This is a genomic window from Ectopseudomonas alcaliphila, from assembly GCF_900101755.1.
GTDB lineage: Bacteria > Pseudomonadota > Gammaproteobacteria > Pseudomonadales > Pseudomonadaceae > Aquipseudomonas > Aquipseudomonas alcaliphila.
Genome location: NZ_FNAE01000001.1, coordinates 1,213,567 through 1,232,866 on the forward strand (window position 1 = coordinate 1,213,567; position 19,300 = coordinate 1,232,866).

The window sequence follows — 19,300 nt, forward strand, 5'->3', positions numbered from 1 at the left end:
GGCTCCTACGGATCGAGAGGCTGCAGCCATTTGCAACGCATTCGAGGAACACTAAAGATGCAATGGGAAACCGTCATCGGGCTCGAGATCCACGCTCAGCTCAGCACCCAGTCGAAGATTTTCTCGGCCAGCGCCACTACCTTTGGCGCCGAGCCCAACACCCAGGCCAGCCTGGTCGACCTCGGCATGCCCGGCACCCTGCCGGTGCTCAACGCCGAAGCCGTGCGCATGGCCTGCCAGTTCGGCCTGGCGATCGACGCCGAGATCGCCGAACGTAACGTCTTCGCGCGCAAGAACTACTTCTACCCGGACCTACCGAAGGGCTATCAGACCAGCCAGATGGACCAACCCATCGTCGGCAAGGGCTTCCTCGACATCACCCTGGAAGACGGCACCGTCAAGCGCATCGGCATCACCCGCGCACACCTGGAAGAGGACGCCGGCAAGAGCCTGCACGAAGACTTCCACGGCATGAGCGGCATCGACCTCAACCGTGCCGGCACGCCGCTACTGGAGATCGTCTCCGAGCCGGACATCCGCTCGGCCAAGGAAGCCGTGGCCTATGTGAAGGCCATCCACGCCCTGGTGCGTTACCTAGGCATCTGCGACGGCAACATGGCCGAAGGCTCGCTGCGCTGCGACTGCAACGTGTCGGTACGCCCGAAAGGCCAGGCCGAGTTCGGCACCCGCGCCGAGATCAAGAACGTCAACTCGTTCCGCTTCATCGAAAAAGCCATCAACCATGAAGTGCAGCGCCAGATCGAGCTGATCGAGGACGGCGGCAAGGTGGTGCAGGAGACCCGCCTTTATGACCCCAATAAAGACATAACCAAAGCCATGCGCAGCAAGGAAGAAGCCAACGACTACCGTTACTTCCCCTGCCCGGATCTGCTGCCGGTGGTGATCGAGCGCAGCTTCCTCGATGAACTGCGCGCGGGCCTGCCCGAACTGCCGCCGCAGAAGCGTGAGCGTTTCGAGAGCCAGTTCGGCCTGTCCACCTACGACGCCAGCGTCCTGTCCGCGAGCCGCGAACTGGCCGACTACTTCGAGGCAGTCAATGCCGTGTGTGGCGACGCCAAACTGGCGGCCAACTGGGTGATGGGCGAGCTGTCCAGCCTGCTCAACAAGGAAGGCCTGGAGATCGAGCAGTCGCCAGTGTCCGCCGAGCAGCTGGGCGGCATGATTCTGCGCATCAAGGACAACACCATCAGCGGCAAGATCGCCAAGATGGTCTTCGAGTCCCTGGCCGCCGGTGAAGGCGCCAGCGCTGACGAGATCATCGAGAACAAGGGCCTCAAGCAGGTCACCGACTCCGGCGCCATCGAAGCCATGCTCGACGAAGTGCTGGCTGCCAACGCCGAGCAGGTCGAGCAATACCGCGCCAGCGACGAAGCCAAGCGCGGCAAGATGTTCGGCTTCTTCGTCGGCCAGGCCATGAAAGCCTCCAAGGGCAAGGCCAACCCGGGGCAAGTGAACGAACTGCTGAAGAAGAAGCTCGAAGGCTGAGCCAGGCCGTTTCGCTTGATACTGAAAAACGCCGGGTTCCCCCGGCGTTTTTTCATGGAGAAAGAACAGATGACGATCCGTAGCCCGGATGCAATCCGGGAACCTTCATTGCCCCGGATTACATCCGGGCTACGCACCTTCGCATTACTCGGCGCACTTGCCTTGCTCGGCGGCTGTTCCACCTTCGGCGGCGCAGGCGGTAGCGAAACCGGCAAGGCGTCCTACTATGGTGATCGCCACCACGGCCAGCGCACCGCCAGCGGTGAACGCTTCGACCAGAACGCCCTGACCGCCGCGCATCGCACCCTGCCCTTCGGTACGCGAGTGCGGGTGACCAACCTGAACAATGAACGCAGCGTCGTATTGCGCATCAATGATCGTGGGCCCTTCGTACGCGGCCGCGTGATCGACGTTTCACGTGCCGCGGCCGTGCGCCTGGACATGCTGCGTGCAGGCGTGGTGCCGGTACGGGTCGAGGCACTGGACTGACCAACAATTGGCAACAAAATCTTTCTGGCGCATCTAGCGGCCAATAACGCCATCGCTACACTAGCCGCACTTTTTCCGGAGCTACTCTGCAATGACCCTGATGACCTATGTCTACCTGATCGCCGGCCTGGTGCTGCTGGTCGCCGGCGCCGAAGTGCTGGTGCGCGGCGCCGCCAAGCTGGCCGCCCAGTTCGGCATTCCGCCACTGGTGATTGGCCTCACCGTGGTGGCCTTCGGCACCAGCGCGCCGGAAACGGCGGTCAGCGTGCAATCGGCCTTCAACGGCAGCGGCGATCTGGCCATCGGCAACGTGATCGGCAGCAACATCGCCAACGTATTGCTGATTCTCGGCCTGACCGCCCTGGTGGCACCGCTGATCGTCTCGCGCCAACTGATCCGCCTCGACGTGCCGATCATGATCGGCGCCAGCCTGGTGGTTTATGCCCTGGCCTGGGACGGCGCGCTGAGTCGCCTCGACGGCGCCCTGCTGTTTGGCGCAGTACTGGCCTATACCGGCTTCCTGATCTACAACGCGCGCAAGGACAAGGGCGGCGACGATGACGAATTCGCCAAGGAATTCGGCCTCGACGAGGCGCCCAAGCCCTACGCCTGGGCCATCAATCTCGGGCTGATCATCGTCGGCCTGGCGCTGCTGGTACTGGGTTCGAATTTCCTGGTGGAAGGTGCCGTAACCCTGGCGCGTGCCCTCGGTCTGTCGGAGCTGGTGATCGGCCTGACGGTGATCGCCATCGGTACTTCGCTGCCGGAACTGGCCACCTCGATCATCGCCGCCTTCAAGGGCGAGCGCGACATCGCCGTGGGCAATATCGTCGGCAGCAACATCTTCAATTTGCTGATGGTGCTGGGCCTGGCCTCGCTGGTGGCGCCGGCGACCATCGCGGTCGCGTCCAATGCCCTGGCCTTCGACTTCCCGGTGATGATCGCCGTCGCCGTGGCCTGCCTGCCGATCTTCTTCACCGGCTATCGCATCAATCGCTGGGAGGGCGCGTTGTTCCTCGCCTATTACCTGGCCTACACCGGTTACCTGGTGCTGTTCGCCACCGGCCGCCCCTTCGCCCAGACCTTCGGCGACGCCATGCTCGGCTACGTGCTGCCGCTGACCGCCATCACCCTGGTGATCATCACTGGGCGCTCCTGGCGCAACCATCGCAAGGCGGGTATCTGAACATGAGCGACAACCACGACCGCGGTCTGCAGGTACGCCGTGAGGTGATGGGCGACGCTTTCGTCGACCGCGCCCTGGGTAATGCCACGGAGTTCACCCAGCCACTGCAGGACTTCGTCAACGAACATGCCTGGGGCGGTGTATGGACGCGCAGCGGCCTGCCGCGCGCGACCCGCAGCCTGATCACCCTGGCCGCGTTGACCGCGCTGAAATGCCCGCAGGAACTCAAAGGCCACGTGCGCGGCGCGCTGAACAACGGCTGCACGGTGGAGGAAATCCGCGAAACCCTGCTGCACTGCGCGGTGTATGCCGGCGTGCCGGCCAGCATCGATGCCTTCCGCGCCGCGCAGGAAGTGATCGACGAGTACCAGAACAGCGCCGCGTAGGAGGTGGCTTGCCGGCGACCCGCCAATCGCCGGCAAATCGGTTCCTGCAGAACGCACTAGATCCAGCCACCCCACTGCAGCAACAGCAGACCGATATTGGTGGTGACCACCGCCGCCAGGGTGGTGATGACGATGATGGCTGCCGCCAGCTCATGGTTGGCGCCCACCGCGCGGGCCATGACGAAGCTGGCCGCCGCCGTCGGGCTGGCGAAATACAGAAACAGGATCGCCAGATCCGCCCCGCGAAAGCCCAGCAGCCAGGCGCCTGAGGTACTCAGCAGCGGCAGCCAGACCATCTTCATCATGCCCGAACCGATGGCCGTGCCGCTGCTGCGGCGCAACGACGCCAGACTCAGGGTGCCGCCAATACAGATCAGCGCCAGCGGCAGGGTCATCTGCGCGAAGTACTCGGCCGAGGTCATGAACCACTGCGGCAGGGGTATTTTCCAGTAGGCAATCGGTACCGCCAACAGCACGCCAATGATCATCGGATTGGTCACGATGCTGCGCACGATGGCCTTGGCGCCGGGTTTCACGCCCGGGCTGTAGATGGCCAGGACCACCGCCGAGAGCGCGTTGTAGCAAAGGATCACCAGCGCGGCGAGCAACGAGCCGACCGACAACCCATAGTCACCGTACATGCTGGTGGCCAGCGCCAGGCCGACGATGCCGTTGTTGCCGCGGAAGGCACCCTGGGTGTAGATGCCGCGATCCTCGAACGGCACGCGCCAGATCGCCCAGGCCCAGGCGACGAAGAACGACGCGGTAGTGGCGAGAAAGAAGTAGCTCAGCAATTGCGGCTGCATGGCCGCATCCAGGTCAGCCTTGACCACGCCGAGAAACAGCAGGGTCGGCATGGTGCCGCGAAACACCAGGCTCGAAGCGGTATCGATGAAGGGCGCATCGATCCAGCGCAGGCGCTTGAGCGCCACGCCGAGAAACAGCATGGCGAACACGGGAGCGGTAATGGCGAGGGTTTGTGCAGCGACGGCGAGCATGACGACACCAGCAGGTTGTCTGACGACCTATGTTAGCTGGCTAAGCATTTATCTGCCACGGGCAAAAGCCGCGCAGTTGTAGGGTGGGCCAGAGCATTCTTCGACCATCGGCAAAAGCCGCGCAGCTGTAGGGTGGGCTTTAGCCCACGCTGAGCACCGCTGGTAGGCTAAAGCGGATCGCCGCCCGGCCCACCCTACGGCACAGTCCCCGGATTGTATCCAGGCTACGGAGGGCTCAGCGGCGAACCGGGCGTTTCTGCAACTTGCGCTGCAGCGTGCGGCGGTGCATGCCCAGGGCACGGGCAGTGGCGGAGATGTTGCCTTCATGCTCGGCCAGCACGCGCTGGATGTGTTCCCACTGCAGGCGGTCCACCGACATCGGATTTTCCGGCACCAAGCTGTCGAGGTCGGCGTGTTCGGAAAGCAGTGCGGTGAGCACGTCGTCGGCATCGGCCGGCTTGCACAGGTAGTTGGCCGCACCACGCTTGATCGCCTCGACGGCGGTGGCGATGCTCGAATAGCCGGTGAGGATCACCACGCGCATCTCGGCGTCCAGTTCCAGCAGCTTGGGCAGCAGCACCAGGCCGGAGTCGCCTTCCATCTTCAGGTCGACCACGGCGTAATCCGGCAGGTCGTCCTTGGCCAGGGCCAGGCCTTCTTCAGCGCTGGAGGCGGTGGACACGCGCAGACCACGGCGGCTCATGGCGCGCGCCATGACGCGGGTAAAGGTGGGGTCGTCGTCGACCAGCAGCAGATGGGGCTGCTCTTCGCCTTCGAACAGGGATTCTTCGCTCATGCTGGGTTTTCCTTGTCAGGCCACGCCATAGGCTCGCGGCAACTTCAATTCGGTGAGGGTGCCGCCTTCTTCATGGTTATACAACTTAACCGTGCCACCGGCACGCGTCACACTGGCCTGGCTGAGGAACAGCCCCAGACCGAAACCCTTGCCCTTGGTGGTGAAGAACGGTCGCCCGAGCTGCTCGGCGATGGCCAGCGGCACACCCGCCCCGTGGTCGCGGATGCTCAGGCGCAGCCACTGGTGGTCCCAGTCCAGACGGATATCGAGCTTGTCCGGGCAGGCGTCGGCGGCGTTGTTGAGCAGGTTGAGCAGCGCCTGGGTGAGATCGGCCGGCGGCATGATGCGCGGTGGCGTGCCACGGCCCAGGCACTGATAGCGATAGCTGGCCTCGGGGCGCATCAGGTGCCAGCGATTCAGGGTCGTTTCCAGCCATTCGACGCAGGACTGCTCCACCACCGCCTGACGCCGATCGTTCTCGGCGGCGCGCACCAACTGCTGCAGGGTGTACTTGCACAGTTTGACCTGCTCCTGCAGCAGGGCCAGGTCGTCCTGCAGCGCCGGCTTGTCGCGGTACTCCTGGCGCAGCTCCTTGAGCAGCACGCTCATGGTGCCCAGCGGCGTACCCAGTTCATGGGCGGCGCCAGCGGCCTGAGTGGCCACGGCCAGCAGCTGCTGGTCACGCAGGCTTTCCTCGCGGCGCTCGGCGCGCAGCTCGTCCTGGCGGCGCAACTCCTCGGCCATCTTGGCAACGAAGAAGGTGATCAGCGCGGCAGAGAGAGCAAAACTCAGCCACATGCCATAAACCAGCAGACTCTCACGCGCCGCCGGCAACTCGAGCGGATGGGTCCACACCAGCAGCAGCGTATAGCCGGCCAAGGCCAGGCCGGCCAGGACGATGGTGAACATCCACGGCAGCGTTGCCGCAGCGATGGTCAGCGGCACCAGATAATAGGAAACGAAGGGGTTGGTCGAGCCGCCCGAGTAATACAGCAGCACGCTGTGGATGATCAGGTCGCAGCCCAGCTGCACGGCGTACTCAACCTCGGTCACCGGCCAGGGGCCACGCAGGCGCACGGCCGTACCCAGGCACAACAGCAGAGAAACGCCAAGGGTGACCGATAATTGCAACCAGGGTAGCGGTAGCATGCCCGACTTGTAGGCGAGACCGACCGAGCCAGCCTGAGCGGCCAGCACCAGAATACGGATAAGGGTCAGACGCCAGAGATTCTGGCGACTGGCGGAGAGTAGTTGCACGGGTTCGAGCATGGCGACTCCATTGGTTGCGCCGAGTATAACCAAGCCTGGCGCGGCCTTCCGCCGCTGCGGCAACCGGACGCACACCTCACCGACGCCCAGAATGAAAAAAATAGAATCGGCATTAACCCGGATCGCGACTCGCCTCCGTCTAACCTCGGGAAACGGCCACAAGGCCATCGAAAAAGGAACCGCACCATGCGCACCATGACCCGTATCGCCACCGCCCTCGCCCTCACTGCCGCCAGCCTGGCCAGCACCGGCCTGCTGGCCGCCGAGGCGCGCTACAACCAGATCGCCCTGCGCGCCGAGGTCAACCAGGAAGTGGCACACGACCTGATGCACGTCACCCTTTATACCGAAGCGCAGCACAGCGACCCGGCCAAGCTGGCCGCCGAGATCACCACCACCCTCAACAAGACGCTGGAGCAGGTGCGCCAGGTCAAGGGCGTGGCGGTCAAGCTTGGCAGCCGCCACAGCTACCCGGTGTATGACGACAAGGGCCAGAAGATCACCGCCTGGCGCGAGCGCGCCGAAGTACGCCTGGAAAGCGCCGACTTCGCCCGGCTTTCCGCCCTGACCGGCGAGTTGCTGCAATCGATGAAAATGGCCGGCATGGACTTCAGCATAGCCAGCGACACCCGCAAGACTCGCGAAGACGCCATGCTCAAGGACGCCGTCAACGCCTTCAAGGCACGTGCGCAACTGGCCACCGAAGCGCTCGGCGGCAAGGGCTACAAACTGGTCAGCCTGAGCCTCAACACTGGCGGCTTCCAGCCGCCGATGCCCATGCGCAACTTCGAAGCCAAGGGCATGGCGATGATGGACGCAGCGCCCACACCGCAAATCGAAGCCGGCACCAGCCAGGTCACTGTCAGCGCCGACGGCGTCATCGAAGTGCAGATGCCCTGAACCACGCTCCGCAACAAAGCAGCGCCGTTATCGCCAGATAACGGCGTTTCGCCATCTTTTCCCCGCAAAAATTTCATAAATGCGACAGCAAATTACACCGCTGTAGCGCTAACCATTTCCCGCGCGGCGTCCCCCTTGCCTCGGGCACAAGGCCTGCATAGTTTCGGCGGTGGTCTCCACAAGAGGCTCCTCAAGGACCACAACCACAACAACGATGAGGTCAAGATGCGCAAGAACGCCGTTCTCCAGGCTTTACTTACCGCTGGGCTGATCGCCAGCGCTCCCCTCGCCAGCGCCGCCAACCTGGTGTTCTGTTCCGAAGGCAGCCCTGCCGGTTTCGACCCAGGCCTATACACCACCGGCACCGATTTCGACGCCGCAGCGGAAACCATCTTCAACCGCCTGACCCAGTTCGAGCGCGGCGGCACCAAGGTCGAGCCCGGCCTGGCCGAAAGCTGGGAAGTGTCCGATGACGGGCTGACATACACCTTCAAGCTGCGCCCCGGGGTGAAATTACACACCACCGAATACTTCAAGCCCAGCCGAGAGTTCAACGCCGACGACGTGCTGTTCACCTTCGGCCGCATGCTCGACAAGGATCACCCGTTCCGCAAGGCGTACCCCACCGAGTTCCCCTATTTCACCGACATGGGCATGGACAGCAACATCGCCAAGTTGGAGAAACTCGATGACATGACCCTGCGCTTCACCCTCAACGAAGTGGACGCCGCCTTCGTGCAGAACCTGGCGATGAGCTTCGCCTCGATCCAGTCCGCCGAGTACGCCGACCAGTTGCTCAAAGCGGGCAAGGCCGCCGACATCAATCAGAAACCCGTCGGCACTGGCCCCTTCGTGTTCAGCCGCTACCAGAAGGATGCGGTGATCCGCTACAAGGGCAATCAGGATTATTGGAAGCCCGATGACGTGAAGATCGACAACCTGATCTTCGCCATCAACACCGACTCATCGGTGCGCATGCAGAAACTGCGTGCCGGCGAATGCCACGTCACCCTGTTCCCGCGCCCGGCCGACATCGCCTCGCTGCAGCAGGACGCCAAGTTGCAGATGCCCGAGCAGGCCGGTTTCAACGTCGGCTACATCGCCTACAACGTCACCCACCCGCCATTCGACAAGCTGGAAGTGCGCCAGGCGCTGGACATGGCGGTAAACAAGCAGGCGATTCTCGACGCTGTTTACCAGAATGCCGGACAGCTGGCAGTCAACGGCATGCCACCGACCCAGTGGTCGTATAACGAAGACATCAAGGACCCGGCCTTCGACCCGGAGAAAGCCAAGGAGCTGCTCAAGGCCGCCGGCGTCAAGGAAGGCACCGAGATCACCTTGTGGGCCATGCCGGTGCAGCGCCCATACAACCCCAACGCCAGACAGATCGCCGAAATGCTGCAGGCCGACTGGGCCAAGATCGGCATCAAGGCGCGTATCGTCAGCTACGAGTGGGGCGAGTACCTCAAGCGCGCCAAGGCCGGCGAACACGACGCCATGCTGATTGGCTGGAGCGGCGACAACGGTGACCCGGACAACTGGCTCGGCACCCTCTACGGCTGCGACGCGGTCGACGGCAACAACTTCTCCAAATGGTGCTTCGAGGACTACGACAAACTGGTCAAGGCCGCCAAGCGCACCACCGACGTGGCCGAACGCACCGAGCTGTACAAACAGGCGCAGGTGATCCTCAAGCGTGAGGTGCCGATCACCCCGCTGGCCCACTCCACCGTGTACCAGCCGATGCGCAAGGAAGTGCAGGACTTCCGCATCAGCCCGTTCGGCATCAACTCGTTCTATGGTGTAAGTATCGGCAAGTGAGGGCGCGCGGCGCTCGTTGACGGGCTGTCTCGGTGTTGTGGGGACCGTAGGGTGTCGCGGGGCCGCCTAGGCCGTACGCACCGCGTGTACAGGTAACCAAACCTGGTGCGCGCGGCGCACCCTACGAAAGCCAACCGCTGCATGCGAGGTCGCGCGATGACACGCGCCGCCCTATCCACCAAGGAGTTGCCATGTCAGCCCTGCTTTTCCCGCGCGGCGGCCTGCTGTTGGCCGCGCTACTCGCAGTTCAGGCCCAGGCAGCCAGCCTGGTGGTCTGCAGCGAAGCCAGCCCGGAAGGGTTCGATATCGTTCAATACACCGCAGCCACCACCGCCGACGCCACGGCGGAAACCCTGTTCGAGCGTCTGGTGGCCTTCGCCCCCGGTAGCACCGAAATAGTCCCTGCGCTGGCGCAGAGCTGGGAGATCAGCGATGACGGCCTGAGCTATACCTTCACCCTGCGCGAGGGAGTGAAGTTCCACGCCAACAAGGATTTCACGCCAAGCCGCACATTCAACGCCGACGACGTGCTGTGGAGCTTCCAGCGCCAGCTGGACCCGGCGCATTCCTGGCATCAGCTGTCGCTGCGCGGCTTCCCCTACGCCGAGGCCATGGGCCTGGCGCACCTGATCGAGCGCATCGAAAAGCTCGACGAGCATCGCGTGCGCTTCGTTCTAAAGCATCCGGAGGCGCCCTTCCTGGCCAACCTGGCCATGGGCTTCGCCTCGATCTACTCGGCCGAGTATGCCGAGCATCTGCTCGCAACGAACAAACCCGAACGCCTGAACAACGCCCCCATCGGTACCGGCCCCTTCGTTTTCGAGCGTTATGCCAAGGACGCCCAGGTACGCTTTCGCGGCAACCCGGATTACTGGGATGGGGCGCCGAAGGTCGAGCGCCTGATACTGGCCATCACCCCCGAGCCCAACGTACGCCAGCAACGGCTCAAGGCCGGCGACTGTCAGATCGCCCTCTACCCGCGCCCGGTGGACATCCCAGCTCTGAAGGCCGACTCGAAACTGCAGGTAATGGAGCTGGACTCGCTGCTGACCGCCTATATCGGCATCAACACCCGTCACCCGCCGCTGGACGATGTACGCGTGCGCCAGGCGTTGAACCTGGCATTCGACAAGGCCGCCTACATTCGCGCCCAATATGGCGAAGGCAACGCCACGCCGGCCGTGGCGCCCTACCCGGCGACGCTCTGGGGTCATGATCCGGCGCTCACGGACTGGCCGCACGATCCCGAGCGGGCCCGCCAACTACTGGCCGAAGCCGGTCACGCCGATGGCTTCGCCCTGTCGATCTGGACCCGCCCCGGTGGTGGGCCGACCAACCCCAACCCCGGTATCGGCGCGCAGATGCTGCAGGCCGATCTAGCCGCCATCGGCATTCGCAGCGACATTCGCGTGTTCGAGTGGGGCGAGCTGATCAAGCGGGCCAAGAACGGCGAGCACGACCTGGTGTTCATGGGCTGGGCCGGCGACAACGGCGACCCGGACAACTTCCTCACCCCCAACCTCTCCTGCGCGGCGGCCGAGAGCGGCGAGAACCAGGCGGGCTGGTGCGACAAGGCCTTCGATACGCTCATCGCCCAGGCGCGCCGCGAGCCCGAGCAGAACAAACGCGCCGCGCTGTATCGCCAGGCACTGGCGATCTTCCATGAGCAGGCGCCGTGGATCGCCCTCGCCCACCCCAAGCAGTTCGCAGCGCTGCGCAAGGGTGTCGAAGGCTTCGTGCTCAGCCCGATGGGCTCGAACAACTATTCCAGGGTGAACGTGCCATGAACGACCATGGTTCGATCCCTGATGGACAGGGCGTCCGAGTCAGACTTGGGCGCGGTTAGGCGCCCAGACCGAAGGGGTCGTCCACCGAATGACTGGGCTGGGTAAACCAGCGCGGGCCGTCGGCGGTCATGTAGAAATGATCCTCAAGACGGATGCCGAACTCGCCCGGCACACAGATCATCGGCTCGTTGCTGAAGCACATGCCCTCGGCCAGCGGGGTGTCATCGCCGCCGACCAGGTAAGGCCCCTCGTGAATGTCCAGGCCGATGCCATGACCGGTACGGTGCGGCAAGCCCGGTAAGGCATAACCAGGCCCAAGCCCTGCCGCCTCCAGGCTACGCCGAGCCGCCGCGTCCACCGACGAACAGGGCGCTCCCAGGGTGGCGGCCTCGAATGCCGCCTGCTGAGCGGCTTTCTCCTTGCCCCAGAATTCGCGCTGACGCGCGCTGGGCGTGCCGAAAACGTAGCTGCGGGTGATGTCCGACAGGTAACTGTGCACCTTGCAGCCGGTGTCGATCAGCACCATGTCACCGTCCTTGAGCCGCTGCGCATGCTTGACCCCATGCGGAAAGGCGCTGGCAGCACCGAACAGCACGATGCAGAAGACCGAGCCAGGCGCACCGACACGGCGGTGCGCCTGGTGGATGAACTCGGCAACTTCGGTGGTGCTGATACCTTCATGGAGGATGCTCGCAGCCGCCTTGTGTACTTCCAGGGTCATGTCCTTGGCACGCTGCATCAGCGCGATTTCGGCGGGCGATTTACACTGGCGGCAGGCCGTGGTGATGCCGCCGGCATCGACGAAGCGATAACCGTCGGTCAGTTGGCGGATGCCTTCGAACATGAAAAAAGGCAAGGAAGAACAAAGACCTACCTTTGGCTGCGCACCATCATTGGGCAATATTTCCAGGCGCTTCAGGCAATCCAGAAGCAGCGCATAGGGACTTTCGTGCTCCTGCCAGGTATTGATCACGCCGGGCACCACCTGAAAGTCGCGCACCGTGCCTTCCTCGAACGCCGGCGCCAGATACTCCAGTGCGCCACTGGCCGGCAGAATCGCCCCAACCATGCGTTCGCTGGCATGCCACTGCACGCCGGTGAAGTACTGCAGGTTGCTGCCAGCAGCAAGAAACAGCGCGGCGATGTCCTGCTCGCGCATCAACGCCTGAGCGCGGGCGATGCGTGCCTGATATTCCGCCTCGCTGATCGGCTCCGCGCCGGCCATCATGTTCTGCAGGCGCGCCAAGGCCTGCTCCGGCGTGCTGCCGCCCACTCCCAGTGTCATCTGCGCATCCTCGTCTGGCGCCCACGACGAACATCGTCACCGGGCAATTTGCTGCGGCAAAATTTAAGTGCAACTTAAATTTCGGTCAAAGTTTTTTTCAGCAGGACTTAAAAAGCGACCCGGCATCAGGCTGGAGTCCCTGCCCCTCATGGGTATACTGCGCTGACCCGAACAGCGAGCCACCTCCATGACCGCAGATCGCATTGGCGAACGCTTGCGCCGCTACCGGCGGGCCGCCGGCAAGACCCTCAATCAGGTAGCGGCAGACGCCGGCCTGACCGCCAGTTTCCTGTCCCAGGCAGAACGCAACCTGACCGGCGTATCGCTATCGTCGTTGGCGAGCATCGCCAAGTCACTCGATGTGCCGCTCAACGTGCTGTTCGACCAGCCCAGCCAGGCGCAACCGGATTCTCACGTCAACGAACGGGTGCGCTACACCGTAGGCGGCCAGTTACTGGCCTACGAGCGCCTGTCCAGCTCATTTCCCGGTAACTCGATCAACGCGGTGAAGATGAACATTCCGGTGGGCTATCAGTCGGAACTGATCGCGCATGAGGGTGTGGAATTCTCCTACGTACTCAGCGGGCAGATCGTCTACACCATCGAAGGCCGCGACTATCCCCTGGGCCCCGGCGACTCGGTGCATTTCGATGCCGGCAAGCTGCATCGACTGGCCAATACCGCCGATGCGCCGGCCGAAGTACTGACCATGACCACCATGGCGCTTTTCGGCGATCACCCCGCCAGCGAGTGATTTTTTGCCCCAATTCAGGGCGAATATGCGCAATGTTAGTGCTGCTTAATTTTTGTTGACCGCAATTTCAGCATGACTTAATCTCGAGCCCGACCCGGTGGGCTACCCGCCTTCACCGCATACCGAGCTCGCGCTGCACCGAGGCGCGAACAAAAAGAAAAAAGAGGTTCGCATGCGTATGTCTCCCCTGTGCAAGGCCCTGCTCACCGCAGGACTGTTCACCAGCGCTTCGTTCGCCCACGCCAGCAACCTGGTGTATTGCTCCGAAGGCAGCCCGGGTGGTTTCGATCCCGGCCAGTACACCACCGGCACCGACTTCGATGCGGCCTCGGAAACCATGTTCAACCGCCTGGCCGAGTTCGAGCGCGGCGGTACCAAGGCGCAACCGTCTCTGGCCACCTCCTGGGACATCAGCGAAGACGGCCTGACCTACACCTTCCACTTGCGCGAAGGGGTCAAGTTCCACACCACCGACTACTTCAAGCCGACTCGCGACTTCAACGCCGACGATGTGCTGTTCACCTATCAGCGCATGCTCGATCGCAACCACCCGTTCCGCCAGGCCTACCCCAGCGAGTTCCCCTACTTCACCGACATGGGCCTGGACAAGAACATCGCCAGCGTCGAGAAGACCGACGACATGACCGTGGTCTTCACCCTCAATGCCGTCGACGCCGCCTTCGTACAGAACCTGGCGATGAGCTTTGCCGCGATACACTCGGCCGAATATGCCGACCAGCTGCTCAAGGCGGGCAAGGCCGCCGAGATCAACCAGAAGCCCATCGGCACCGGCCCGTTCGTGTTCAGCCGCTACCAGAAGGACGCGGTGATCCGCTTCAAGGGCAACACCCAATACTGGGCGCCCGAGCAGGTGAAGATCGACAACCTGATCTTCTCCATCAATACCGACGCCTCGGTGCGCGCACAGAAGCTGCGCGCCGGTGAATGCCACGTCACCCTCAACCCGCGCCCTGCCGATCTCCAGGGTCTGCAGGCCGACAGCAACCTCAACGTACCGACCGAGCCTGGCTACAACGTCGGCTACATCGCCTACAACGTCACCCGCGCACCGTTCGACAAGCGCGAAGTGCGTCAGGCGCTGGACATGGCGGTGAACAAGGCGGCCATCATCGACGCCGTGTACCAGGGCGCCGGCCAACTGGCGGTGAACGGCATGCCACCGACCCAGTGGTCCTATGACGAGTCGATCAAAGATGCCACCTACGATCCGGAGAAAGCCAAGGAGCTGCTCAAGGCCGCCGGCGTGAAAGAAGGCACCGAGATCACCCTGTGGGCCATGCCTGTGCAGCGGCCCTACAACCCCAATGCGCGACTGATGGCCGAGATGCTGCAAAACGACTGGGCCAAGATCGGTATCAAGGCGCGCATCGTCAGTTACGAGTGGGGCGAGTACATCAAGCGCGCCCATGCCGGTGAACACGACGCCATGCTGATCGGCTGGACCGGCGACAACGGTGACCCGGACAACTGGCTCGGCACCCTGTACGGCTGCGCCTCGGTAGACGGCAACAACTTCTCCAAGTGGTGCGACGCCGAATACGACAAGCTGGTGGTCGCCGCCAAGCGCGTGACCGAACAGGAACAACGCAGCGAGCTGTATCGTCAGGCGCAGGTCGTTCTCAAGCGCGAAGTGCCGATCACGCCGATCGCTCACTCCACGGTCTACCAACCGATGCGCAGCAGCGTCAAAGGCTTCCAGATCAGTCCCTTCGGGCGCAACAGCTTCATCGGTGTCAGCAACAACTGACAGCCCGTTGCGCGACCGCCATTGTGCGTCCGCCCTCGAACGACGCCCCGGGCAAACGCCCGGGTCATGTCGTGATCGAACAGCTAACCTGCAACCTGCGCGAAGGAATCGCCAGAATTCCAGGCTGCTCGATACCGTTCTGATTAGGAGTTACCCACCGCCATGCTGAGCTTCATTGCACGCCGCTTAGGCTTGCTGATCCCCACCTTTTTCGGCGTCACCCTGCTGACCTTCGCGCTGATCCGTCTGATCCCCGGTGACCCGGTGGAGGTGATGATGGGCGAACGCCGCGTCGATCCGGAAATGCATGCTCAGGCCATGGAGCGCCTGGGGCTGAACAAGCCGCTGTATGCGCAGTACTTCGACTACATCGGCCAGCTCGCCAGCGGCAACCTGGGCGAATCGCTGCGCTCGCGCGAAAGCGTGTGGAGCGAGTTTCTCACCCTGTTTCCCGCCACCGTCGAACTGGCATTGGCCGCCTTGCTGTTCGCCGGCACATTGGGGGTGATCGCCGGAGTCATCGCCGCACTCAAGCGCGGCTCGCTGTTCGATCATGGCGTGATGGGTATCTCGCTGACCGGCTATTCGATGCCGATTTTCTGGTGGGGCCTGCTGCTGATCATGTTCTTTTCGGTGGGCCTGGGCTGGACGCCGGTGTCCGGGCGCATCGACCTGCTCTACGACATCCCGCCCGTCACCGGATTCATGCTGATCGACACCCTGCTCAGCGACGAGCCTGGCGCCTTCGTCAACGCCCTGCGCCACCTGATCCTGCCCGCCATCGTGCTCGGCACCATTCCCCTGGCGGTGATCGCGCGCATGACCCGCTCGGCCATGCTCGAAGTGCTGCGCGAGGATTACATCCGCACCGCACGGGCCAAGGGTCTGTCGCCGACGCGCGTGGTATTCGTGCACGGCCTGCGCAACGCGCTGATCCCGGTGCTGACGGTGTTCGGCTTGCAGGTCGGCGCCCTGCTGGCCGGCGCAGTGCTGACCGAAACCATCTTCTCCTGGCCGGGCATCGGCAAATGGCTGATCGAATCGATCGGCGCGCGCGACTACCCGGTGGTGCAGAACGGCATCCTGCTGATCGCCTGCCTGGTGATCCTGGTCAACTTCACCGTGGACATCCTCTATGGCCTGGCCAATCCACGTATTCGCCATCAGAAATAGGGACGGCGCGATGAAGAACCATAAAGATTACTTAGGGTGGACGACGCTTCACCCGTCCACCGCTGCCTCTTCACGGTGGATGAAAAAAACGTCATCCACCCTAGGCGAGGTACACCCATGAGCACCTCCACCAGCCTCGACCAGAGCCTGCTCTACCCTTCGCCGCTGAAGGAGTTCTGGCAATCCTTCAGCCACAACAAGGGCGCCGTCTGTGGCCTCGGCTTCATGCTGCTGATGGTGTTCTGCGCGCTGTTCGCGCCCTGGGTCGCGCCGCATCATCCCAGCGAACAGTACCGCGACTTCCTGCTCACCCCGCCGGTATGGCTGGACGGTGGTCAGTGGCGCTTCCTGCTCGGCACCGACGAACTGGGCCGCGACCTGCTCTCGCGCCTGATCCACGGCGCACGCCTGTCGCTACTGATCGGCCTAGCGTCGGTGGTGCTGTCGCTGATTCCCGGCATCCTGCTGGGCCTGGTCGCCGGATTTTTCCCGCGTCTGCTTGGCCCCGGCATCATGCGCCTGATGGACATCATGCTGGCGCTGCCATCGCTGCTGCTGGCGGTGGCCATCGTCGCCATCCTCGGCCCAGGGCTGATCAACACCATCTTCGCCATCGCCATCGTCTCGCTGCCGTCCTACGTGCGCCTGACCCGCGCAGCAGTGATGGGCGAGCTGAACCGCGACTACGTCACCGCTGCGCAACTGGCCGGCGCCAGCCTGCCACGGCTGATGTTCGTCACCGTGCTGCCCAACTGCATGGCGCCGCTGATCGTGCAGGCCACCCTGAGTTTTTCCTCGGCGATTCTCGATGCCGCCGCGCTGGGCTTTCTCGGCCTCGGCGTACAGCCGCCGACGCCCGAGTGGGGCACCATGCTGGCGTCGGCGCGCGACTATATCGAACGCGCCTGGTGGGTGGTGACCCTGCCTGGCCTGGCGATTCTGCTCAGCGTGCTGGCGATCAACCTGATGGGTGACGGCCTGCGCGACGCCCTCGACCCGAAACTGAAGAACGCCATCTGAGGAAGCCCATATGCACAAGATGATCTCGGTGCGCATGGCGCACCACAGCTGCGTAGGGTGGATGACGCTCTTTTCATCCACCATCAACGCACGGCGGTGGACGGGAGAAGCGTCGTCCTCCCTACACACGGAGGGCGCCCGATGAGCCTGCTGGATATCCGTAACCTCTCGGTACGCTTCGGCGCGGCCGACGCCGTACCGGTGGTCGACGGGCTCGACCTCAGCGTGGACAAAGGCGAGGTACTGGCCATCGTCGGCGAATCCGGCTCCGGCAAGTCGGTGACCATGATGGCGCTGATGGGCCTGATCGACTCGCCCGGCATCGTCCAGGCCGACTGCATGCAGTTCGACAACACCGACATGCTGCGCCTGAAGGGGCGCCAGCGTCGGCGTATCGTCGGCAAGGACCTGGCCATGGTCTTCCAGGACCCGATGACCGCCCTCAACCCCAGCTACACCGTGGGTTTCCAGATCGAGGAAGTGCTGCATCAGCACCTCGGCCTTAAAGGCAAAGCGGCGCGCGCTCGCGCCCTCGAACTGCTCGAAAGGGTCGAGATACCCGGCGCGGCCAGTCGCCTCGATGCCTACCCGCATCAGCTCTCCGGCGGCATGAGCCAGCGCGTGGCGATCGCCATGGCGATTGCCGCCGAACCCAAGCTGCTGATCGCCGACGAACCCACCACCGCCCTGGACGTGACCATTCAGGCGCAGATCATGGAGCTGCTGCTGGATCTGCAACGCGACCAGGGCATGGCCCTGGTGCTGATCACCCACGACCTGGCGGTGGTGGCCGAAACCGCCCAGCGCGTCTGCGTGATGTACGCCGGGCAAGCGGTGGAGCTGGGCCAGGTGCCGACCCTGTTCGATGCGCCCAGCCATCCGTACACCGAAGCGTTGCTCAAGGCGATCCCCGAACACAGCGCAGGCGCTCACCGCCTGGCCACCCTGCCCGGTATCGTGCCCGGCCGTTATGACCGCCCACAGGGCTGCCTGCTGTCACCGCGCTGCCCCTACGTGCAGCCGCGCTGCCGCGACGAGCGCCCAACGCTGGACGCACACGAGCGCGGCGCCGCGCGCTGTTTTTTCCCTCTTGTACCAACGGCGGAGGTGGCCCGATGAGCACCGTACTGCAAGCCCATGAGCTGACCCGTCACTACAGCGTTTCCCGCGGCTTGTTCAAGCCGGCGGCTTTGGTGCAGGCGCTCAATGGCGTGTCCTTCAGCCTGCAGGCCGGCAGGACGCTGGCGGTGGTTGGCGAATCCGGCTGCGGCAAGTCCACCCTGGCGCGCGCCCTGACCCTGATCGAAGAGCCCAGTGCAGGCAGCCTGCAGATCGCCGGGCGCGAGGTAGCCGGCGCCAGCAAGGCCGAGCGCAAGCAGCTGCGCCGCGACGTACAGATGGTGTTCCAGAACCCCTATGCCTCGCTCAATCCCAGGCAGAAGGTCGGCGATCAGTTGGCCGAGCCGCTGCTGATCAACACCGACCTCTCACGCGTCGAACGCCGCGAGCGGGTCCAGGCGATGATGCAGCAGGTGGGGCTGCGCCCCGAGCACTACCAGCGCTACCCGCACATGTTCTCCGGCGGCCAGCGCCAGCGCATCGCCCTGGCCCGCGCCATGATGCTGCAGCCCAAGGTGCTGGTGGCGGACGAGCCGACCTCGGCGCTGGACGTGTCGATCCAGGCGCAGGTACTCAATCTGTTCATGGACCTGCAGGAAGAGTTCGACACAGGCTACGTGTTCATCTCGCACAACCTCGCGGTGGTGCGCCATGTCGCCGACGACGTGCTGGTGATGTACCTCGGCCGCCCGGCAGAGATGGGCGCATCGGAATTGCTCTACAGCCGCCCACTGCACCCCTACACCCGCGCCCTGCTGTCGGCGACACCGGCGATTCGCCCAGACCCGGACAAGCCCCGGATGAAGATCAGCGGCGAGCTGCCCAATCCGCTGAACCCGCCGTCCGGCTGCGCCTTCCACAAACGCTGCCCGCACGCCGACGAACGCTGCCGCAGCGAGCGCCCGGAGCTGCGCCTGATCGATGCACGGCAGGTGGCCTGTCACCATGTGGAGCGGATCATCGACTAGCGCGCTGTCTGCGCCTTGCAGGGTGTGGCGGTGGCGGGTAGTCAGGCTGTAAGCACCCAGCACCTCGCTGTC

At 63.8% G+C, this 19,300-nt stretch carries 17 protein-coding genes; 13 read left to right on the plus strand and 4 right to left on the minus strand.

The annotated features are described in order from the left end of the window. The first annotated feature begins 57 nt into the window (after positions 1 to 57). From gatB to BLR77_RS05880, 4 genes are all read left to right on the plus strand, one after another. Entirely contained in the window at positions 58 to 1,506 is a 1,449-nt protein-coding gene (gene gatB / locus BLR77_RS05865; RefSeq protein WP_074675899.1) for an Asp-tRNA(Asn)/Glu-tRNA(Gln) amidotransferase subunit GatB, read from the plus strand. Positions 1,507 to 1,575: 69 nt separating this feature from the next. Continuing rightward, entirely contained in the window at positions 1,576 to 1,995 is a 420-nt protein-coding gene (locus BLR77_RS05870) for a septal ring lytic transglycosylase RlpA family protein (RefSeq protein ID WP_074675900.1), read from the plus strand. A gap of 91 nt (positions 1,996 to 2,086) precedes the next feature. After that, positions 2,087 to 3,181: a calcium/sodium antiporter gene (locus BLR77_RS05875; protein ID WP_074675901.1), complete on the plus strand. Its 1,095-nt coding sequence runs from the start codon at positions 2,087 to 2,089 to the stop codon at positions 3,179 to 3,181. A 2-nt stretch (positions 3,182 to 3,183) separates the two neighbouring features. Then, complete coding sequence (locus BLR77_RS05880) at positions 3,184 to 3,567, plus strand: carboxymuconolactone decarboxylase family protein (RefSeq protein WP_074675902.1); 384 nt, start codon at positions 3,184 to 3,186, stop codon at positions 3,565 to 3,567. Positions 3,568 to 3,623: 56 nt separating this feature from the next. Here BLR77_RS05880 and BLR77_RS05885 read toward each other — a convergent pair whose 3' ends face one another. From BLR77_RS05885 to BLR77_RS05895, 3 genes are all read right to left on the minus strand, one after another. Continuing rightward, entirely contained in the window at positions 3,624 to 4,565 is a 942-nt protein-coding gene (locus BLR77_RS05885) for an AEC family transporter (RefSeq protein ID WP_074675903.1), read from the minus strand. Positions 4,566 to 4,800: 235 nt separating this feature from the next. Beyond that, the gene (locus BLR77_RS05890; RefSeq protein ID WP_024306962.1) at positions 4,801 to 5,361 is read right to left on the minus strand and encodes a response regulator transcription factor; all 561 of its coding nucleotides are present in this window, start codon (positions 5,359 to 5,361) and stop codon (positions 4,801 to 4,803) included. Between the two features lie 15 nt (positions 5,362 to 5,376). Next, positions 5,377 to 6,630 carry an ATP-binding protein gene (locus tag BLR77_RS05895; RefSeq protein WP_074675904.1) on the minus strand — a complete coding sequence of 418 codons (1,254 nt, stop codon included), beginning with the start codon at positions 6,628 to 6,630 and terminating at the stop codon, positions 5,377 to 5,379. A 186-nt stretch (positions 6,631 to 6,816) separates the two neighbouring features. On the opposite strand from BLR77_RS05895, the gene BLR77_RS05900 reads away from it, so the two are divergent. The 3 genes from BLR77_RS05900 (at position 6,817) to BLR77_RS05910 (ending at position 11,141) form a co-directional block, all read left to right on the plus strand. Beyond that, positions 6,817 to 7,530 (plus strand): SIMPL domain-containing protein, encoded by a 714-nt coding sequence (locus BLR77_RS05900; protein WP_074675905.1) that lies wholly within the window; start codon positions 6,817 to 6,819, stop codon positions 7,528 to 7,530. 225 nt (positions 7,531 to 7,755) lie between these two features. Then, a complete protein-coding gene (locus tag BLR77_RS05905) occupies positions 7,756 to 9,354 on the plus strand; it encodes an ABC transporter substrate-binding protein (RefSeq protein ID WP_074675906.1) in 1,599 nt (532 codons plus the stop codon). 191 nt (positions 9,355 to 9,545) lie between these two features. After that, entirely contained in the window at positions 9,546 to 11,141 is a 1,596-nt protein-coding gene (locus BLR77_RS05910) for an ABC transporter substrate-binding protein (protein WP_074675907.1), read from the plus strand. A gap of 55 nt (positions 11,142 to 11,196) precedes the next feature. On the opposite strand, the gene BLR77_RS05915 is transcribed toward BLR77_RS05910, so the two are convergent. After that, a complete protein-coding gene (locus BLR77_RS05915) occupies positions 11,197 to 12,426 on the minus strand; it encodes a M24 family metallopeptidase (RefSeq protein WP_074675908.1) in 1,230 nt (409 codons plus the stop codon). 187 nt (positions 12,427 to 12,613) lie between these two features. Here BLR77_RS05915 and BLR77_RS05920 point away from each other — a divergent pair, with 187 nt between their 5' ends. The 6 genes from BLR77_RS05920 (at position 12,614) to BLR77_RS05945 (ending at position 19,228) form a co-directional block, all read left to right on the plus strand. Then, the gene (locus BLR77_RS05920) at positions 12,614 to 13,180 is read left to right on the plus strand and encodes a cupin domain-containing protein (RefSeq protein ID WP_074675909.1); all 567 of its coding nucleotides are present in this window, start codon (positions 12,614 to 12,616) and stop codon (positions 13,178 to 13,180) included. Positions 13,181 to 13,358: 178 nt separating this feature from the next. Next, entirely contained in the window at positions 13,359 to 14,948 is a 1,590-nt protein-coding gene (locus BLR77_RS05925; protein WP_394328043.1) for an ABC transporter substrate-binding protein, read from the plus strand. A gap of 162 nt (positions 14,949 to 15,110) precedes the next feature. Beyond that, positions 15,111 to 16,121 (plus strand): ABC transporter permease subunit, encoded by a 1,011-nt coding sequence (locus BLR77_RS05930; RefSeq protein WP_074675911.1) that lies wholly within the window; start codon positions 15,111 to 15,113, stop codon positions 16,119 to 16,121. Between the two features lie 117 nt (positions 16,122 to 16,238). Beyond that, entirely contained in the window at positions 16,239 to 17,141 is a 903-nt protein-coding gene (locus BLR77_RS05935) for an ABC transporter permease subunit (RefSeq protein WP_074675912.1), read from the plus strand. Positions 17,142 to 17,282: 141 nt separating this feature from the next. Continuing rightward, positions 17,283 to 18,260 carry an ABC transporter ATP-binding protein gene (locus BLR77_RS05940; RefSeq protein WP_074675913.1) on the plus strand — a complete coding sequence of 326 codons (978 nt, stop codon included), beginning with the start codon at positions 17,283 to 17,285 and terminating at the stop codon, positions 18,258 to 18,260. Beyond that, positions 18,257 to 19,228 carry a peptide ABC transporter ATP-binding protein gene (locus BLR77_RS05945; protein WP_074675914.1) on the plus strand — a complete coding sequence of 324 codons (972 nt, stop codon included), beginning with the start codon at positions 18,257 to 18,259 and terminating at the stop codon, positions 19,226 to 19,228. Before BLR77_RS05940 ends, BLR77_RS05945 begins: the two co-directional genes overlap by 4 nt. Positions 19,229 to 19,300: the final 72 nt, after the last annotated feature.